This is a genomic window from Nocardia sp. CC201C (genome assembly GCF_030010695.1).
GTDB classification, from domain to species: Bacteria; Actinomycetota; Actinomycetes; order Mycobacteriales; family Mycobacteriaceae; genus Nocardia; species Nocardia otitidiscaviarum.
Map to the genome: position 1 here is coordinate 1 of NZ_JASCXP010000149.1, position 15,924 is coordinate 15,924.

Sequence of the window (15,924 nt, forward strand, 5' to 3'; positions counted from 1 at the left end):
GCTGCTGGGCGGGGTCGGCTGGGAGCTGAGGGCCGTGGCGCCGCGGTGGGGCTGCGCGGGCGGGGTGGGGGGGGGGGGGGGTTTCCTGCGCGGGCGGGCGGGCGGGGGGGGGTTTATTGCGTTTTTGTTCCGCCGGGGCCGTACGCCCGCGACCCAGGAGGTCATGGCCGGGCCGTGACCCACGGTATCGGAGGCGTATCCGCCCGCCGAGCCGGAGCTCGATCCGGAACCGCCGTAGCAGTCGCCGGAGCCGTTGCCCGACCCCGCGCCGCTGCCCGAGGTGCACGCCGACCCGGAGCCCGCACTGCCCGAGTCGACGATCGGCCGCGCGGCTGGATCTTTCAGCCCCGCACCGATGATGTCGGCCAACTGCTGTTCGGTCGGGGCGGATTCCGGTTCGGCGTGCACGGTCGGTCCGGCGAATCCGATGGCCAGTATCGAGACTCCGGTCATGACCGCCGCCATGACCGTCCTGCGGCGGGTACTTCGTCTCATTTCGCGCCTTCCTGTAGCCCGCTGGTGATTCCGGTTCCGCGACCGGCGGCGAAATGCCGGGCGCCGAAACCGCGTTCACGCTAGGCCGGAAAAGATTCCGTTCGACGCGACCGGAACGAACTCTGACAAACCTCACCAATCCGATTTCGGTCTCTCGGTGAGATCTCCAGGAATGGCGTCGAATTACCCATCGCCGTGACATCCGGCCGAATCATCGACAGACCGACCGTAGTTCCACACGGCCACCGCGTGATTCTGGAGTCACCATGCGCGACCTACCCGTTCTACTGCACTACGGCCCGCTGCCGTAGCCGTGCCGGATTCGAAGGGAGACAACATGTCGAACACCGTGGCCAGTGCGGCCGGGCAGGCCAGGGCGCTGGTCGGGCATCACTACCGCTGCGTGGAACCGTTCCGGGTGGAGCGCACTCGGATTCGGGAGTTCGCCCGGGCCGTTCAGGCGTATCACCCGGCGCACTGGCGAGAGGCCGCGGCGGCGCGATTGGGTTTCGACGCCGTGGTGGCGCCGCCGCCCTTCGCGGCGCTGATCTGGCAGCAGGCCCGACGTGAGATCCTGCGGACGCTGATCACCGGATATCGGCTCGACCGGATCGTGCACGTGGATCAAACGCTGGAGATCGGCCGTCCCCTGCTCGCGGGTGACGTACTCACCTGCGACATCTATTTCGAGTCGTTCCGGCAATTCCACGACTTCGACGTGATCACCATCAACGGGGTGCTCACCGACCAGCACGGAATGCCGGTTCAGACCGGATCGACCGCCCTGCTCGCCCGCACCGCACCGCCCGAAGGTCCGCGTTCGTCGGTGCGTACGCGAGCCGGATCGGACCGGGAACCCTCCCTCGCCCCCGTGCGACGCCTCCGGCGACCGCGGACCCGCGTCGACCTGGACCGGTTGACCGTCGACACCGATCTCCCCACCGCCGGCACCACGCTGACCCGCCGCGATCTGGCCACCTACGCGCGCGCCGTCGGGGATGTCGATATGCCGGAGTGTGCCGCCTCCGCCGGGCAGCCGGTGGTCGTCGCACCCGGCATCCTCGTGCTGGCGCTCACCGCCGGGTACCTCACCTCGTGGACCGGCGACCCCGCCGCCGTGACCACCTACCGCGCCGAATTCGCCAACCAGGTCCACTATCTGGCGGTGCCGCGGGCCGACGCGGTCGATATCGAGTTCAGCGGGCGGGTCGTCGCCTGCGACCGTAGCCGCCGCACCGCCACCGTCTCGCTCAATGCGATATCGCAGGGCCGCAGGCTCTTCGGCTATGCGAGTGCGGAGGTGCGCTTTCCGCCCCCGGCGGCCCGTCACACGACTATCGAATTCACTCCGTGAAAGAGCGGGCGATGATCGCCGAACGTAACTGCCACAGACCCGAAGTCACCGTCGGATCCAATCCGGTCAGCTGCCCGATGCGGCGCAGTCGATAGTCCACCGTATTGGTGTGGATATGCAACTCGCGGGCGGTGCGCTGGCGATTGAGGTTGTTGGCGATATGGCTCAGCAGGGTGTCGAGCAGTTCGGGATGCGAATCGAGTGGATCCAGCAGTGAGCCGAGGGCCTCGCGGCCCGGCCCCGGCCGCGTCAGCTGATATTCCAGTGCCATATCGGTGAATCGGTACAGGCCCGGAACGCAATGGAGCCGCTGCACCATGTCGAGCACCTCGTGGGCGCGATCGGCCGCACCAGGCACATCGTCGACGGCGGCGGTGACCACGGCCGCGGTCACCGGCACCCGCGCGGCGGCCGACAGGTGCTCGAGCAGTTCGTCGAGATGCTCGTCGCGGCGGCCCACCGTCGGCAGCAGGATCGTGCCGCCGTCCACGCTGAGCAGCGCGAGTGCGTCCTCACCGCAGCGGGCGCCGAGTTCGGTCTGTAGCCGCCGGAGTTTGCGCCGGGCGACGACCTTACCGTCGAGCATCGGGTGCCGTTCGTCCGGATGCATCGGAATATCCAGCGCCAGTACGAAATACGCTTCCGCGATGGCGATCCCGCACTCCCGGGCCATGGTCGAGGTCGGGCAGCCCGCCAGCAGGGCCGAGGTCAGGGTGTGCACGGCGGTGTGATGTTCGCTGACGGCCGCCCGATGTTCGCGCACGTAGGCACGGGCGACCGTCGCGTTCATGGTGTCCAGCATCTCCACCACCAATTTCGCACCGCCCACGAGATTGTCGTAGTCGTTGGCCGTCGCATTCGACAGCACCAGATCCATTCCGACCTTGAATCCCTCGTGGATGGCGTGCAGGATCGTGTCGATCGGCACGCCTTCGCGCGCCCAGCCCGCCGCCGCGGCGGCCAGCCGGTCGGTCTTCGCCGGGATGTCCTGCCCATCCAGCATGCTGACCGACAGCCGTAGGCAGAACCTGGTGATCGTGGTGACATCCCCGGCGATGATGTCGCCGGGCAGGGTGCCGCAGGGGATCACGTTGTCGACGAAGTGTCCGACCAGCCGCCGGGACACGGCGCGCACGTCCTGCAGTGGGGAGGACATGGGTTTGCCCGAGAGGGTGAGTCCCGCCCGGAGTGCCTCGTGGGATGTCATCGTCGACTCCTTTCCGCCCAGGTGCTGCGGTCCTTTCGGCCGATGATCGAAGCCTAAAGTGAAAAAGCGCTCACCTTCTACTCCCCTTTCGCGCCGCGGCCCCGGTGCCGGCGCGCCCGGGGAACGACCAGCCACCTTGTCGACAGAATCGGACTTTCGACCAGTTCGAGACGGCACCACCTGTAGACGGGCGCTCACTTTTCGTCGCGCAGCTCCGCTCAGCCCCACCGACGACCGGGCAGCGGCCGCCGATCGACGCGCACACTCCGGCCCACGTGCTTACTCAGCCCGAATAATGCTGCCGCCGAGGCGAATTCCCACACTTCGCCACAACCGTCCGCCTTCACGGCACCACCGACGCGTACCGCTCGGTCAAGACCGCGACGCGATCGGCGGGCCAGCCGCAGCGCACCTCGCCGTGGACCGCGGCGAAGAACAGGTCGAGGTGGACGTGCCAGGCGGCGAGGAATTCGGGAGCCAGCGCGATCAGGTGGCGCGGCAGGGTATGACTCAGTTCGACGCGGGTGCCGAACTCCGGGTCGGTGACGACGGTCCAGCGAACGCGGCCGACCGGCACGCCGTCCTGGAGCCAGCCGTACTCGAGTACGCGCGGCGGCTCGACGGCGGTGACGGTTCCGATCGGGATGTGCTCGTTGTACGCACGCACCGGCGGCTGCCCGCCGACGGCCGCGGCGGCGTCCTCGACGAGCACCGACCACACCTCGTCGGCGGGCTTCCAGACCACATCGCGGACGAACCGGATGTCGTGGTCATCGCCCGCTTCGGCGAGAATGCCGGTGTCCAAGCCGAATGCGGCGATGTACCGCTCGACCCGGGGCAGGAACTCACCGTTCGAACTCGAACCCACGCCGTCCAGTGCGGCTACGAGTTCGGCCAGGCAATCTTCCCAGCCGACCGCGGAGCGGGCCGCGCCCAGGCGACCGATCCCGCCGCCCCCGATGGTTTGGGTGAAGACCAGCCGACACCCGGCGCCGTCGGGCACCAACTCGAAGCGCAGCACGTCGTGGCCCCAACGGAACATGAACACCTTGGGCCGGTCGACCTCGAGGACTTCACCCGCCCAGGTGCCGTCCACCACGGCCTCGCCCGGGAAGGTGAATCGCATCGGTACGCCGGGCCGCAACTCGGTGTAGTCCACCGCCGCCGGGAACCAGGCGGCCAGCTCCTTCGGATCGGTGATCGCCGTCCACACCTTCTCCGGTGGATGTGTCAGACGGCGCTCGAACCGCAGGATCGGTTCGTCGCGAACAATATTCAGCTCGGCCAGGTCATCCATGTCATTCCTCCTCGTCATCGGGCACGTCGTCAGGCATGGTGTCGAGATGGCGCTCCAGGGCGTCCAGACTGGTCTCCCATAGCGAGCGGTACGGGGCCAGCCACAGGTCGATCTCGGCGAGCGGCTGCGGCCGCAGCCGATACCACCGACGCTGCGCATCCCGCCGCACCTCGACCAGCCCCGCCCGATGCAGCACCTTCAGATGTTTGGAGACCGTCGGCTGCGCCAGCCGCAACTCCGCCACCAGCTCCCCCACCAGCCGGTCACGATCCCGCAGCAGGTCGAGTATCTCCCGACGCCGGGGCTCGGCCACCACCTCGAACGCATATGCCATGTCGGCAATATAGCCGCGATGGAATATAAAGGCAAGCGGTGCGGCCATCCGATACGGCACCGGGGACCCTCACACCTCGACGCTGTCCCCCTCGCGTCGACCGGAGCGGAGCAATCGCCACGCCACCAGCAGCAGCGCGACCGCGCCGAGCAGAAGCAGCACCGTGGTGTCGGACAGGGCGGCGGTGAGACGCAGCACCCGGTCTTCGAGATCGACACTGGCGTCGGCGTTTCCGGCGATGACCGAGCCGCCGTCGGAGAGCAGGAACAATGCGCCGACGGCGATGAAGAACACGCCCGAGAGCAGCGATGTGGTGTGCAGGTGGAGACGCCCGATCGTGATCGGGCGGCCGCGTAGCCAGCGGCGGCGACCGAGGTCGAAGCGATCCCAGAGCAGGGCCAGGACGAACAGCGGCAAGGCCATGCCCAGCGCGTAGACGGCGAGCAGAGTGCCACCGTGCACCGGGGAGGAACTCAGGGCCGCCACCGTGAGAATCGAGCCGAGAATCGGACCGACGCAGAATCCGGACAGTCCGTAGACCATGCCGAGCAGATAGACCGCACCGGACTTCTCGGATCCGCCGTGCTTGGCCATTCCGCGTTGGGCGAAGCCGAAAGCGAAACCACGACCGAGCATCTGCACCACCCCGAGCGCGATGATGGTCCAGCCGCCGATGGCGATCACGAGTTCGCGATGCCGGGTCAGCACGCCCCCGAGCAGTGATCCGGCCGCACCGAGCGGTACCAGGGTGGTGCACAGGCCGAGGTAGAAGATGCCGGTGCGGGACATCAATTTCCCGGTGGCACCGAAGGAGTACGCGAAGAAGCTCGGCAGCAGCAGTGCGCTGCACGGGCTCAGCAAAGCCAGCACTCCACCCAGAAACGCTGCGGCATAACCGATTCCGGAGGTCACCGGACGCCCTCGCGGTCGTGCAGCCCGGCTTCGATCACCGCGATCATCTGCTCGACCGGCCGCGCGCCCAGGATCGGCCGCCCATTGATCAGGAAGGCCGGCGTGGAGCCGACTCCGATCCCGATCGCCTCGCTCATATCGGCGTTCACGGCGTCGCGCGCCGCATCGGAATTCAGGTCCGCCCGGAACTTGGCGATATCGGCGACCCCGGCGCGCAGCGCCCACTCGGTCACGGTGTCATCGGTGTACGCACCGGTGTTCTTCTTCTCCGGCGAATGGGCGAACAGCAGATCGTGCATCTCCCAGAAGCGGCCCTGCTGCCCCGCCGCCCAGGCGGCCCGCGCCGCCACCTCGGATTCCGGCCCGAAGAACGCCATACTCCGCCACTCGATGCGCAGCTGCCCGCTGTCGAGATACCGCCGCACCAGTTCCGGTTCGGTGTGCTGGGCGAACTGTTGGCAGTACGGGCATTGGAAATCGGAGTACTCGATCATCACCACCGGTGCGTCCACCGCACCGCGTGCCATGGGGTCGGCGGCGTCTCGGCGCGCCAGGGCGGCCAGCTGCCGAATGATCTCGTCGTCCGCCGTGGACGTGGCCGCCGAATCCGCCCGTGCGGATTCCTCGGTGCGCTTGTGGGCGATCTGCGAGATCGCGATCACGAGCAAGGCGACCGCGGCGAACACCGCGAGACCCGCCCCGATCTTGGCAATGGCCGGTCGAGCGGATGGCCGTGCGGCCGAGGTGTTCCGGGCACGGCGCTGGGAACGATTGGACATAGGAGACTCCTGACTACGCGCGTCCGGCGTGGACGCGCGACCTACGACTCGAGGACATGCCGAATACAGCCCACCCGCCCACGGCGAGTCGGTGCTGTCCGGGCGTCGTCTAAATCCGCAGGACGGTAGTCAGATCCAGTGGTGATATCGGCGGACCCGTCGTCTCGATCGGCACCGGCCGCACCGAAGGTGAGCGTCCGGCCACGGCCGGGTCCGGCGTGTCCCGGATCGCGAGCGGTATCCGGATGTCCTCCCGATGCGACGCGGCGTCCCGCACCGGCGTCGGGGGCTGTTCAGGCATCTTCCGGCAACCCGGCGCCTTGTCCGCGTTCACCGCGACGGCCACCACTCCGGTCGCCTCCGCCGCCGCTCCGGCGGACACCGCCGCCACCTCCGGCACCCGCTGGGCAGTCGGCGACCGATCAGCGGACGCACATGCCGCGACCAGGCTGACAACCAGGCCGAGAACAACCGCCACCACGACTCCGACCAGCGCGGGACGGCACGTCGATGCCACCCGTCGACGCGAACCGGATCGGAGACTCACGACGCCGAGTGTACGACACCGCCACGGACGGGCCGGATTACAGCTGCCGACGGGCAATCCTTCGGACGCTGCCTCAGCTCGGGTGTGTGGGAATCCTTCCGCGCCAGCGTGCCGGACGCGGTGCTCGACCGGCCCGACAGCGGACACCGGCTGGGAGTGAGTACCACCTGTCCACCGCCCCGGGCATCACGCTCCGCGGGTATCCGGGCTGGTCCACCGATCCGGTGTGGCCCGACTGCGCATCCTGCGGGCAGCGCATGGAGCATCTGCTCACCGTGCCGAGTTCGGAATACGACGGCGAGAGCTGGCGCACCTGGCTGCCGCTGGCGGAGCGGAAGGCACCCGCGATCCGGGCGGACGCGTACTACCCGACCGATCGACTCGAACCGGTCGGCGTTCACATCGGCCGCTCCGGAGGCGTCTACATCGTCGAATGCCGTCGATCCCGGACCGCCCGATCGCCCACGAGCACGACTGAACCGTCCGCCCCACGAGAATTCGATTCCTCGCGGCGGCACGACCCCACTAGTGTGCTGCCGTGAGCGAGAGCATCGACGAACCGCACCGGTTCACACCCGTTCCGGATCCCCGTCCGGCCGACGAGCCGTGGCCGGAGATGATCTGGCCGGTGCCCGCGACGACGGAGTTGGTCGGTGCGACGGTGCGGCTGACACCGCTCGACCCGACCGCGGACGCGGCGGCGCTGTTCGCGGCGCTCGACCACGACCGGGTGTGGGCGCACGTGCCGTGGCGGCCGTCGGATCCGCTGCGATTTCGCGAGCACTTGGAAGTCACCGGCCGGCAGCCGGATTGGCAGCTGTGGACCGTGCGGACTCGGCGGCGGATCGGCGACGTGGACGCCGACACGGTGGTGGGGATCACCGCGTATCTCGCGGTGTCCGCGCGTGATGCGGCGCTGGAGATCGGGTTCACGCTGTACGACCCGGCGGTATGGGCGACGAGCGTCAATCCCGAAACCAAGCTGCTGCTCCTCGAATTCGCGTTCTACCGGTTGCGCGTGGGGCGGGTGCAGCTGAAAACCGATGTGCGCAACCATCGTTCACAACAGGCCATCGCGCGTCTCGGCGCTCGCTACGAGGGGGTGCTGCGCCGCAACTTCCGTCGCGCCGACGGCACCGTTCGCGACAGCGTGCTGTTCTCGATCATCGCCGAAGACTGGCCCGCGACTCGAACCCGGCTGACCGATCGGCTCGACCGGGCCGTGCGAACCGGCACCGGGGCACCGTAGGCCGATATCGCGGGTGATCCGGTCGGCGCGGCGATGATCAGGCGACCGGACCGCGGCGTTCGAGCAGGACGGTGTCGCGCCATTCGCCGTCGAGGCGGGCGATGCGCTCGCGCACGCCGATGGTGCGGAAGCCCGCGGCGTGATGCAGGGCGATACTCGCGCGGTTCTCGGGGAAGATCGAGTTCTGTAGCGTCCACAGGCCCGCCTCGTCGGCGGTGCACACCTGGGTGCGCAGCAGCGCCTTGCCGACACCGCGACCCCGCATGCCCGCGGCCACGTAGACCGAGGTCTCGGCGACGCCTCGGTAGCAGTCACGGCGGGAGACGGGGGCCAGCGCCGCCCAGCCCACGACCGCGCCGTCGATCTCGGCGACCCAGCGATGCCCGGGCAGCCAGGTGGCATCGAGGTCCGCGCGCTCCGGCACCTCGGTGTCGAAGGTGGCGTTGCGCGTGGCGATCCCCTCACCGTAGATGCGGAGCACGGCATCCCAGTCGGCATCGGTCATGGCGCGGACGGTGACATCGTCGGGGATGTCCTGGGGGCAGCACGGTTGCGCCGGCAGCACACCCATGACGGCGTCGGCGGCGTGCGGCAGACCGGTACAGCAGGCGGGGTTGACGGTGACCACGGTGCTGGTGCGTTCCTTGTGCACCAGCACGAAGCCCACATCGGCGAGTTTGCGGACGTGGTGGGAGACGGTCGGCTGGCCGATGCCGAGGGCCTCGGCGATCTCCCCCACCGTGATCCCGGCCGGTCGACCGGCGACGTGATGCAGCAGACGCACCCGCGTCGGATCGGCCAGGCAGGCGAACCAGCTCGCGTAGGTGGTCGCGTCGGCGACCGGCAGCGTGTCCACGCGGTATTCGGTCCGCACGACCGGCATATCCAGCGACGTCATGCCTCCACTATATCGATGCACATCAATGGTTGCCTTAATCGACAGCGGTCGATAGAGTTCGAGGAGCTGAATCGATAGCCATCGATGAAAGGAACCCCAATGAACGAGTTGCCAGTGGTCGTGGTGGGAGCGGGGCCGATCGGCCTGGCGGCGGCGGCCGAACTGCGGGAACGCGGACTACACCCGCTGGTGTTCGAGCGTGGCCGGAGCGCGGGCGCGGCGGTCTCGGAGTGGAATCATGTGCGACTCTTCTCCCGATGGGGCGAGTTGATCGCCCCCGCGGCGCGGCGGCTGCTGGAAACCACCGACTGGACCGCGCCGGATCCGGATGCGTACCCGACCGGACAGGATTGGGCACGCGACTACCTCGTTCCGCTGGTGGATGCCCTGGGCGACACGGTGGTTCGACTCGGCGTCGAGGTGGTCGGGGTGACGCGGCGCGGACGCGACCGGGTGGTGGACGCGGGACGCGACACCGAACCGCTGGTCGTGCGTCTCCGCACCGCCGACGGCGGGCAGGAGCGGGTCACCGCGCGTGCGGTCATCGACGCCTCGGGCACCTGGACCGCACCGAATCCGCTGGGCGGCGACGGCATGCCCGCCCTCGGGGAAGCGGCTGCGGCCGAAGCGATCTCCTATCGCGTGCCCGATCTGAACGATCCCCGTGAACGCGCCCGCCACGCCGGTGCGCACACCGTCATCGCGGGCAGCGGCCATTCGGCGCTCACCGCGATCGTGGCACTGTCGGAACTCGCGAAGGAAGCCCCCGGCACCCGCCTGACCTGGGTGTTGCGCCGCGGCGAGGTCGGGGACACCTTCGGCGGCGGCGCGGCCGATCAACTGCCCGCCCGCGGGGCGCTCGGCCTGCGCGCCAAGGCCGCCGTCGACGCCGGACTGCTCCGACTCGTCACCGGATTCCGCACGGCGGCAGTGGAATCCGACGGCGAGCAGATCGCACTCACGGCCGAGTCCGGCACCCGCATCGACGCGGTCGACCGGGTGGTGACCTTGACAGGATTCCGACCGGAACTGTCGTGGCTGTCGGAGATCCGCCTCGGACTGGACCCGGTGCTCCAGGCTCCGGTGCGACTCGCACCCCTCATCGACCCGAACGTGCATTCCTGCGGCACGGTGTACCCGCACGGTGCGGCCGAACTGTCGCACCCGGAGCCCGGGTTCTACCTGGCGGGTATGAAGAGCTACGGCCGCGCCCCGACCTTCTTGGCCCTCACCGGATACGAGCAGGTCCGCAGCATCGCCGCCGAACTCGCCGGAGACCACGAGTCGGCCGCCCGCGTCGAGCTCACCCTGCCCGAGACGGGCGTCTGCGGCGGTGCGGGCGTCGCCGACGAACCAGAGACCGGCGGCTGCTGCGGGTCCCCCGCCGCACAGTTGATCACCCTGGGATCGAGCGCCGCGTCCTGATCCATGACCTCGACATCGCACGGCTCCCCGGGGCGTGGTGATCGGGCGACGGCTACACCCGACACCGACACCGCGCCCCGGGCGGGCGACCTCACCCGCGCCGGGCTGCGCCGCGTCCTGGCCGTCCTGTGCCTGACCGAGATCACCAGCTGGGGCGTCCTGTACTACGCGTTCCCGGTGCTCGCCGTATCGATTCGCGGGTACCGCCCACCCCCCGGGGGGGGCGAAGGTGCGTCTCACCATCAGGTGGGCACGCCCTTACGGCAGCGAGCCGCCGGGCCGGGTTGCTGCCGGGTCGGCCGCCGTTCGTCCGCGGTCACCACGGAATTACCGCCGATGTGTTTGGCGCGGTACATCGCGGAGTCGGAGCGGCGCAGCAGACTTCGGTACACGTCCGCGCCATCGTGGGTGTCGGGGTCCGTACGGTCCAGGACCGCCACTCCGACACTGGCGGTGATGGAGGTCGGCGGACACGGAATTGTTCCGACGGCGGCGCGGAGCCGCTCGCCGACGGCCATCGCGGATTCGCGCAGGTACCCGACGACCACGAATTCCTCGCCCCCGGTCCGGGCGATGAGGGCCTCCGGATCGGCCGCACGGCGCAGACACTCGGCCGTCCGCACCAGCACGTCGTCGCCGACGTGATGTCCGAAGGCGTCGTTGACCGCCTTGAACCGATCCAGATCGATGGTGGCGACGTAGACGTCGCGCTGGTGACCACGATCGAGGTAAGCGGGCAGAAAGCAATCCAGGCCACGGCGATTCAACAGCCGCGTCAGCGGGTCGGAGAGCGCGTCCATCCGCAGCAGCCAATGGCTGAACTGCACGAACGGCAACATCACGCCGATCACCACGAACATGACCAGTACCAGGGAGATCCCCACCGCCGCGGCGAACATCCGGACCGCCAGGATGACGCTGGCCAGCAGCGACAAACCGATGTGCACGGCCAGCACCCGCGGACTGTGGAACACGGTCACATACGCGCCCATCGCCACCAGCAGCACGAGCCCCAGCACCCCGATCACCGGATCGTGCACCACCGCACTGTTGGCGATCGCGTCGGCGTCGAAGAACAAGATCCAGGCCAGCGACTCGCGTTCACTCGGCCACGACAGGAACCACCACCGGCAGGTCCACACCCCCGCCACCACCGCTTCCAGGACGCCCTGGAGAATTCCGGCCCGCCCGGCCTGCTCGTGTTGCGCCACCATTGCCGCCAGGGCGATCACCAGCATCACGATGCCACCGGAACCCAGCAGGATCTGGAACCGCCGCAAAGCCGCATGGGATTCGAACGCCCTGACCAAGCCGCGATAGTCGACTCGGTCTTGCCCGAAGGCCCGGAAAGTGGAACGGCTAGCGGTCATCGAGCGCCTCACGTCATCGCGAGCTCGAACAGTTGCTTCGGAATTGCCGGAACCGATGATACCGATCCACCGGTCGATACGTCGCCCCCGGCGCACGCACAGCTGTCCGCACGGCGCAGCACCCGCATCCATCGCTCGCGGCCCGCGGACCCGGATATCGCCTTCTGTGGAGCGTTGCTTCGGAGTATGCTCCCCAAAAAATGAAACAGCGTTTCCCTGAAAGAAACAGACTGATATGCGCATCTGGCTGACGGCCGTCCTGTCCCTGCTCCTGCTGACCGCCGCGCCCGCGCGCGCCGATGCTCCGACCGCGGACGGCGTCACGCGGGAACCGACCCGAGTCGGCGGCGACACCGCCACCGTGTGGTATCCGTCCCGAACCGAGCATCGGCTGCCGATCGCCCTGATGCTGCCCGGCGCCAATGTGCGCGGCGAGTACTACTCCCGATTCGCCACGGCGTTGGCCGGTTACGGCTTCGTGGTGGTGATTCCGGAACGCTATCCGCTACCGGGATACAGTCTGCCGAGCGAACATTCGGTCACCGAGGTGGTGGCGTGGGCGCGGGCGCGGGCCGCCGATCCGGCCTCGGCGGTCGGCGCGGTCGTCGATCCCGAAACGCTGCTGCTGGCCGGACACTCCTACGGTGGGGCCGCGGCCGTGTACGCGGCGGCCGACCGCTGCCAACCACCGTTCTGCTTCGGAGTGTCCTACCGGCGTCCGGCACAGCTGAAAGCCGTTGTGGGCCACGGGACCAACACCACCATCGGATCGACCGTCGACGCGGTGGACGTGCACGGTATCCCGGTGCTGTACATCAACGGCACCGAGGACGGTGTCAGCGAACTCGCCGAGGCCCGAGACAGCTTCGCCAGCCTGACCGGCGCTCCGGCAGCCCAACTCGTGGAACTGCTCGGCGCGAATCACTTCGGCCTGACCGATCGGGACAATCCCCCCGGAGCCGCACCGGACCCGCGGCGCGGGTCCGCGCCCCGTGCGGACACCATCGCGGCGGCCGCCCGGTGGACCGCCATGTGGTTCCACGCACACCTCGGCAACGCCGCGGCCGCCGCGTACGTCACCCACATCGGACCCCGTACCGACACCGCCGTGCGGGTCGCATCCCGGTGAACACCGCCCCGCCGAGCATGAGAACGGCCCGAAAGGACAGAGTATGACCGCGGTCGACTATCCGGTGTCATTGGCCGTCGAGGACTTCGTACCGGTGTTGCTCACCACCGCCGGCGTACTGCTGCTCGGCCACCGCGGACGGCATTCCGGCACACCGCCGCTCCCCCACCGCGCCCACGTCATCGCGGCGGCGGCGCTGATCGGCACGGCGGGATTCGCGAAGGCCAGCGCCAAACTCGTTGCCGCACTTGATGGCCCGGACCTGCCATGGCTGAGCCGCCTGCTCTTTCCCCTACTCACCCTCGGATTCGGTTGGCTGTGCCTACAATTGGGACGCGAGTCCAGCGAGATGCCACCACGCTGGCTGATGCTGCTGGTACCGGGTCTGACAATCTGCTGCGGCATCGGCGCACTGCTCGCGCGCGACCCCCTGCCAATGCTGGTGAGCACCACCGTATTCGCCACCATCGTCGGCGTAAATCTGATCACCCGGGCACGGGCGCGGGGCGACACCGCCGCCGCCGCCCTCTTCGGCACCCAACTACTCGGATTCTTCATACTGGGACCCCTGGCCGCCCGCCCGGACCAGACGGTGACCCTGCAATGGATCGAGCAACTCAGCAATACCGCGGCCCAGGCCGCGTTCCTGATCGCATGCTGGCGCCTGACGACCCACCCGGCGGCCGAGCCAGCCGATCACGAGGCCGTGACGCGGTGAGCAGCGCCACCGCCGCCATATCGCGGCCGATCCCGGAATCAACGGCGCGACAGTCGATTACGTAGACCACTGCGATCAGAGCTGTCGCGGGGCACAAGCGGGCCGTTCGGCCGTGATGGTCCGCTCAGGTGTCGAAAAATGTCGCGCATCAGTGATCTCCGAGTTGGATCGAGTAGATCGATCGGGTGACTGTGGCAACTTCGACCTGAACCGAATCCCCTCGAATTCGTCTCGAAAGGCCCTGGTTTCCGTCATACGCTATGACCCCGAGGTTCGGGAGACTGGGGGTTGCGGTTGGACGCCGACGACGAGCACAGCTATGGCGGATATCGCGTCGAACGCACACTGGGTCGCGGCGGAATGGGGACCGTCTTCCTGGCGCAACATCCACGCTTGCCGCGCAAGGACGCGTTGAAGGTGCTGTTGGATCGGTATCGCGAGGATGAGGGGTTTCGGGCACGGTTCCTGCGCGAAGCCGAAATAGCGGCCCGGCTGCAACATCCGAATCTGGTGGCGGTTCGCGATCGCGGTGAGCAGGACGGGCGGCTATGGATCGCCATGCAGTATGTCGCCGGGATCGACGCCGCGGAACTCGTCAGGCGTGGTCCCGTGGAACCCGGCCGTGCGGTGTGGATACTCACCGAAGCGGCGCACGGCCTCGATGAGGTCCATCGCGCCGGACTGCTGCATGGAGACGTGAAACCGGCCAATATCCTGATCGCGGTGCCCACCGACGGGCCCGAGCGAGTCCTGGTCACGGACTTCGGAATCGCGCGGCCTGCCAATGATTCGGCCACTCCCGACAGTTCGGGCGGATTCGCCGCGACTGTGTCGTACGCGGCGCCGGAGCAGATCAATGGCGAACCGGTGGATCGCCGCACCGATGTGTACGCGTTGGGGTGCACGCTCTACCAGTTGCTGACCGGCGGCGTGCCCTTCCCGCGAGACAGTCCGGCGGCGGTCATGTACGCCCACCTCAACGATCCCCCGCCGAAGCCATCCGCCGCGAACCCCTCGGTCCCTGCCGCGCTCGACGCGGTGATCGCGACAGCACTGGCCAAGGATCCAGCCGAACGCTTCGCGACCAGCGGCGCGCTCGCGACGGCGGCGCAGCAGGCGTTGCACGGTGCGACCGGCGGCGGGGCCGCCCGATCGATCCGCCGCCGCGCACTGATCGCGGCCACGGCGATGATCATCGCCGTGGCGGCGGTTTCATTCACCGTGTTCGGTTCCGACGACGCGAGCACCACCGCCGGGACGCGCATCCCCAATACCACCAGCGTCGACCCCGCCAATTGGGGCGAGTACGCCTTCATCGCGCAGGCGTTCCCCGCGCTCCTGCCGCCCGCACCGGGCGCGGTCGGTTATCAGCAGACGACCAATTGCGTTCCCGCCGAGTTCCGAAACGTGGGCACGATAGTGTCTCTGGACCGGAAGCCGCGCGCGGGAGTCCTGCTGTGCCAGGGCGACCGGGACCCGGTCTACATACTCGAGGCGACATGCAATGCCGACAGATCGGCGGTGCTGCCCAATCGCTCCCTCATCGATCAACTGGAAGGTGACGAATCGTGGAGCCGCTCGACCGGCTCCGGTCATCTGTTCTGGGGTACGACTTACTACCATGCGAACCCCTATTCCGCGATCCTCTCGGACCGGAACTTGGGCATTCTCGAGGTCTACTTCGAGGATTCCAGTCGGAACCACTGCTATCTCACCGTCACGGGCGCATCGGACGGCGTCTCGATCCGTGACCGGTGGTGGCCGCGGGCGCCGCTGTGAACACCGGCCGAAAGAACCAGCGAATGAACTCCCGATTCCGCCGAATACGCACGGCTCCAGCGATCCTGATGGCCACACTGACATTCGCCACCGCATGCACGGTCGCGGGTGAACCGATCGCGCAGTATGCCGACCCGTCGAGTCTCGATACCGGCGCGTACAGCGTCGAATCGCTCGAGCAGCCGCAGCCGGGCATCGAACGCCACGGCCGGGTGCTCGAATCGGTCCGCCTCGCCGAGACGATGATCGGTCCGACCGAGGCCGACGGTGCATTGACCGAACTGCTGGGCCCGGTCGGCCTGTTCCTGATGCCCACGCCGGCCACCGCCGCGACGCTGCTGGCGGAGCCGGTCCGCGCGGTACTGGAACGGCACGGGATGATCACCGGAGCCGCGGGGGGGGGCGCCCCCCCCCCCGGGGCGCAAACCCCC

15 protein-coding genes and 2 pseudogenes are annotated in these 15,924 nt (G+C 68.6%); 8 read left to right on the forward strand and 9 right to left on the reverse strand.

The annotated features are described in order from the left end of the window. Window positions 1-495: pseudogene (locus QK444_RS17245) on the reverse strand (hypothetical protein); the annotation flags it as partial. A gap of 337 nt (window positions 496-832) precedes the next feature. On the opposite strand from QK444_RS17245, the gene QK444_RS17250 reads away from it, so the two are divergent. Further along, window positions 833-1,849 (forward strand): MaoC family dehydratase N-terminal domain-containing protein, encoded by a 1,017-nt coding sequence (locus QK444_RS17250; RefSeq protein WP_282781520.1) that lies wholly within the window; start codon window positions 833-835, stop codon window positions 1,847-1,849. On the opposite strand, the gene QK444_RS17255 is transcribed toward QK444_RS17250, so the two are convergent. The 6 genes from QK444_RS17255 to QK444_RS17280 form a co-directional block, all read right to left on the reverse strand. Then, a complete protein-coding gene (locus QK444_RS17255) occupies window positions 1,839-3,056 on the reverse strand; it encodes a helix-turn-helix domain-containing protein (protein ID WP_282781522.1) in 1,218 nt (405 codons plus the stop codon). The genes QK444_RS17250 and QK444_RS17255 overlap by 11 nt on opposite strands. A 343-nt stretch (window positions 3,057-3,399) precedes the next feature. Beyond that, a complete protein-coding gene (locus tag QK444_RS17260) occupies window positions 3,400-4,353 on the reverse strand; it encodes an SRPBCC family protein (RefSeq protein WP_282781523.1) in 954 nt (317 codons plus the stop codon). Between the two features lies 1 nt (window position 4,354). Then, window positions 4,355-4,687 carry a metalloregulator ArsR/SmtB family transcription factor gene (locus QK444_RS17265; protein WP_282781525.1) on the reverse strand — a complete coding sequence of 111 codons (333 nt, stop codon included), beginning with the start codon at window positions 4,685-4,687 and terminating at the stop codon, window positions 4,355-4,357. Window positions 4,688-4,756: 69 nt separating this feature from the next. Continuing rightward, a complete protein-coding gene (locus QK444_RS17270) occupies window positions 4,757-5,599 on the reverse strand; it encodes a cytochrome c biogenesis CcdA family protein (protein WP_282781527.1) in 843 nt (280 codons plus the stop codon). Continuing rightward, a complete protein-coding gene (locus QK444_RS17275) occupies window positions 5,596-6,378 on the reverse strand; it encodes a thioredoxin domain-containing protein (protein ID WP_282781529.1) in 783 nt (260 codons plus the stop codon). Before QK444_RS17275 ends, QK444_RS17270 begins: the two co-directional genes overlap by 4 nt. Window positions 6,379-6,487: 109 nt before the next feature. After that, window positions 6,488-6,925, reverse strand: a complete 438-nt coding sequence (locus tag QK444_RS17280; protein WP_282781530.1) for a hypothetical protein — start codon at window positions 6,923-6,925, stop codon at window positions 6,488-6,490. Between the two features lie 86 nt (window positions 6,926-7,011). Between QK444_RS17280 and QK444_RS17285 the strand changes: the two genes are divergently transcribed. Then, entirely contained in the window at window positions 7,012-7,467 is a 456-nt protein-coding gene (locus QK444_RS17285; protein ID WP_282781532.1) for a hypothetical protein, read from the forward strand. Beyond that, a complete protein-coding gene (locus QK444_RS17290; RefSeq protein WP_282781534.1) occupies window positions 7,464-8,174 on the forward strand; it encodes a GNAT family protein in 711 nt (236 codons plus the stop codon). The genes QK444_RS17285 and QK444_RS17290 overlap by 4 nt, the downstream gene beginning before the upstream one ends. A 37-nt stretch (window positions 8,175-8,211) precedes the next feature. Here QK444_RS17290 and QK444_RS17295 read toward each other — a convergent pair whose 3' ends face one another. Further along, on the reverse strand, window positions 8,212-9,072 hold the full coding sequence (locus tag QK444_RS17295) for a GNAT family N-acetyltransferase (protein ID WP_282781536.1): 861 nt from the start codon (window positions 9,070-9,072) through the stop codon (window positions 8,212-8,214). A 99-nt stretch (window positions 9,073-9,171) separates the two neighbouring features. Between QK444_RS17295 and QK444_RS17300 the strand changes: the two genes are divergently transcribed. Next, window positions 9,172-10,497, forward strand: a complete 1,326-nt coding sequence (locus QK444_RS17300) for an FAD-dependent oxidoreductase (RefSeq protein ID WP_282781538.1) — start codon at window positions 9,172-9,174, stop codon at window positions 10,495-10,497. Between the two features lie 242 nt (window positions 10,498-10,739). On the opposite strand, the gene QK444_RS17305 is transcribed toward QK444_RS17300, so the two are convergent. Continuing rightward, entirely contained in the window at window positions 10,740-11,807 is a 1,068-nt protein-coding gene (locus tag QK444_RS17305; RefSeq protein ID WP_282781540.1) for a GGDEF domain-containing protein, read from the reverse strand. A gap of 295 nt (window positions 11,808-12,102) precedes the next feature. Between QK444_RS17305 and QK444_RS17310 the strand changes: the two genes are divergently transcribed. The 4 genes and pseudogenes from QK444_RS17310 to QK444_RS17325 form a co-directional block, all read left to right on the forward strand. Continuing rightward, entirely contained in the window at window positions 12,103-12,996 is an 894-nt protein-coding gene (locus tag QK444_RS17310) for a hypothetical protein (protein ID WP_282781542.1), read from the forward strand. A gap of 43 nt (window positions 12,997-13,039) precedes the next feature. Then, window positions 13,040-13,714 carry a hypothetical protein gene (locus QK444_RS17315; protein WP_282781544.1) on the forward strand — a complete coding sequence of 225 codons (675 nt, stop codon included), beginning with the start codon at window positions 13,040-13,042 and terminating at the stop codon, window positions 13,712-13,714. A 288-nt stretch (window positions 13,715-14,002) separates the two neighbouring features. Then, complete coding sequence (locus QK444_RS17320; RefSeq protein WP_282781545.1) at window positions 14,003-15,493, forward strand: serine/threonine-protein kinase; 1,491 nt, start codon at window positions 14,003-14,005, stop codon at window positions 15,491-15,493. Between the two features lie 68 nt (window positions 15,494-15,561). After that, window positions 15,562-15,924, forward strand: a pseudogene (locus QK444_RS17325) (hypothetical protein); the annotation flags it as partial.

Coding starts and splice junctions, on each gene's coding strand:
- QK444_RS17265 (WP_282781525.1), bottom strand. CDS start 4,687: ATGGCATATGCGTTCGAGGTGGTGGCCGAGCCCCGGCGTCGGGAGATA.
- QK444_RS17315 (WP_282781544.1), top strand. CDS start 13,040: ATGACCGCGGTCGACTATCCGGTGTCATTGGCCGTCGAGGACTTCGTA.
- QK444_RS17255 (WP_282781522.1), bottom strand. CDS start 3,056: ATGACATCCCACGAGGCACTCCGGGCGGGACTCACCCTCTCGGGCAAA.
- QK444_RS17275 (WP_282781529.1), bottom strand. CDS start 6,378: ATGTCCAATCGTTCCCAGCGCCGTGCCCGGAACACCTCGGCCGCACGG.
- QK444_RS17300 (WP_282781538.1), top strand. CDS start 9,172: ATGAACGAGTTGCCAGTGGTCGTGGTGGGAGCGGGGCCGATCGGCCTG.
- QK444_RS17295 (WP_282781536.1), bottom strand. CDS start 9,072: ATGACGTCGCTGGATATGCCGGTCGTGCGGACCGAATACCGCGTGGAC.
- QK444_RS17250 (WP_282781520.1), top strand. CDS start 833: ATGTCGAACACCGTGGCCAGTGCGGCCGGGCAGGCCAGGGCGCTGGTC.
- QK444_RS17310 (WP_282781542.1), top strand. CDS start 12,103: ATGCGCATCTGGCTGACGGCCGTCCTGTCCCTGCTCCTGCTGACCGCC.
- QK444_RS17260 (WP_282781523.1), bottom strand. CDS start 4,353: ATGGATGACCTGGCCGAGCTGAATATTGTTCGCGACGAACCGATCCTG.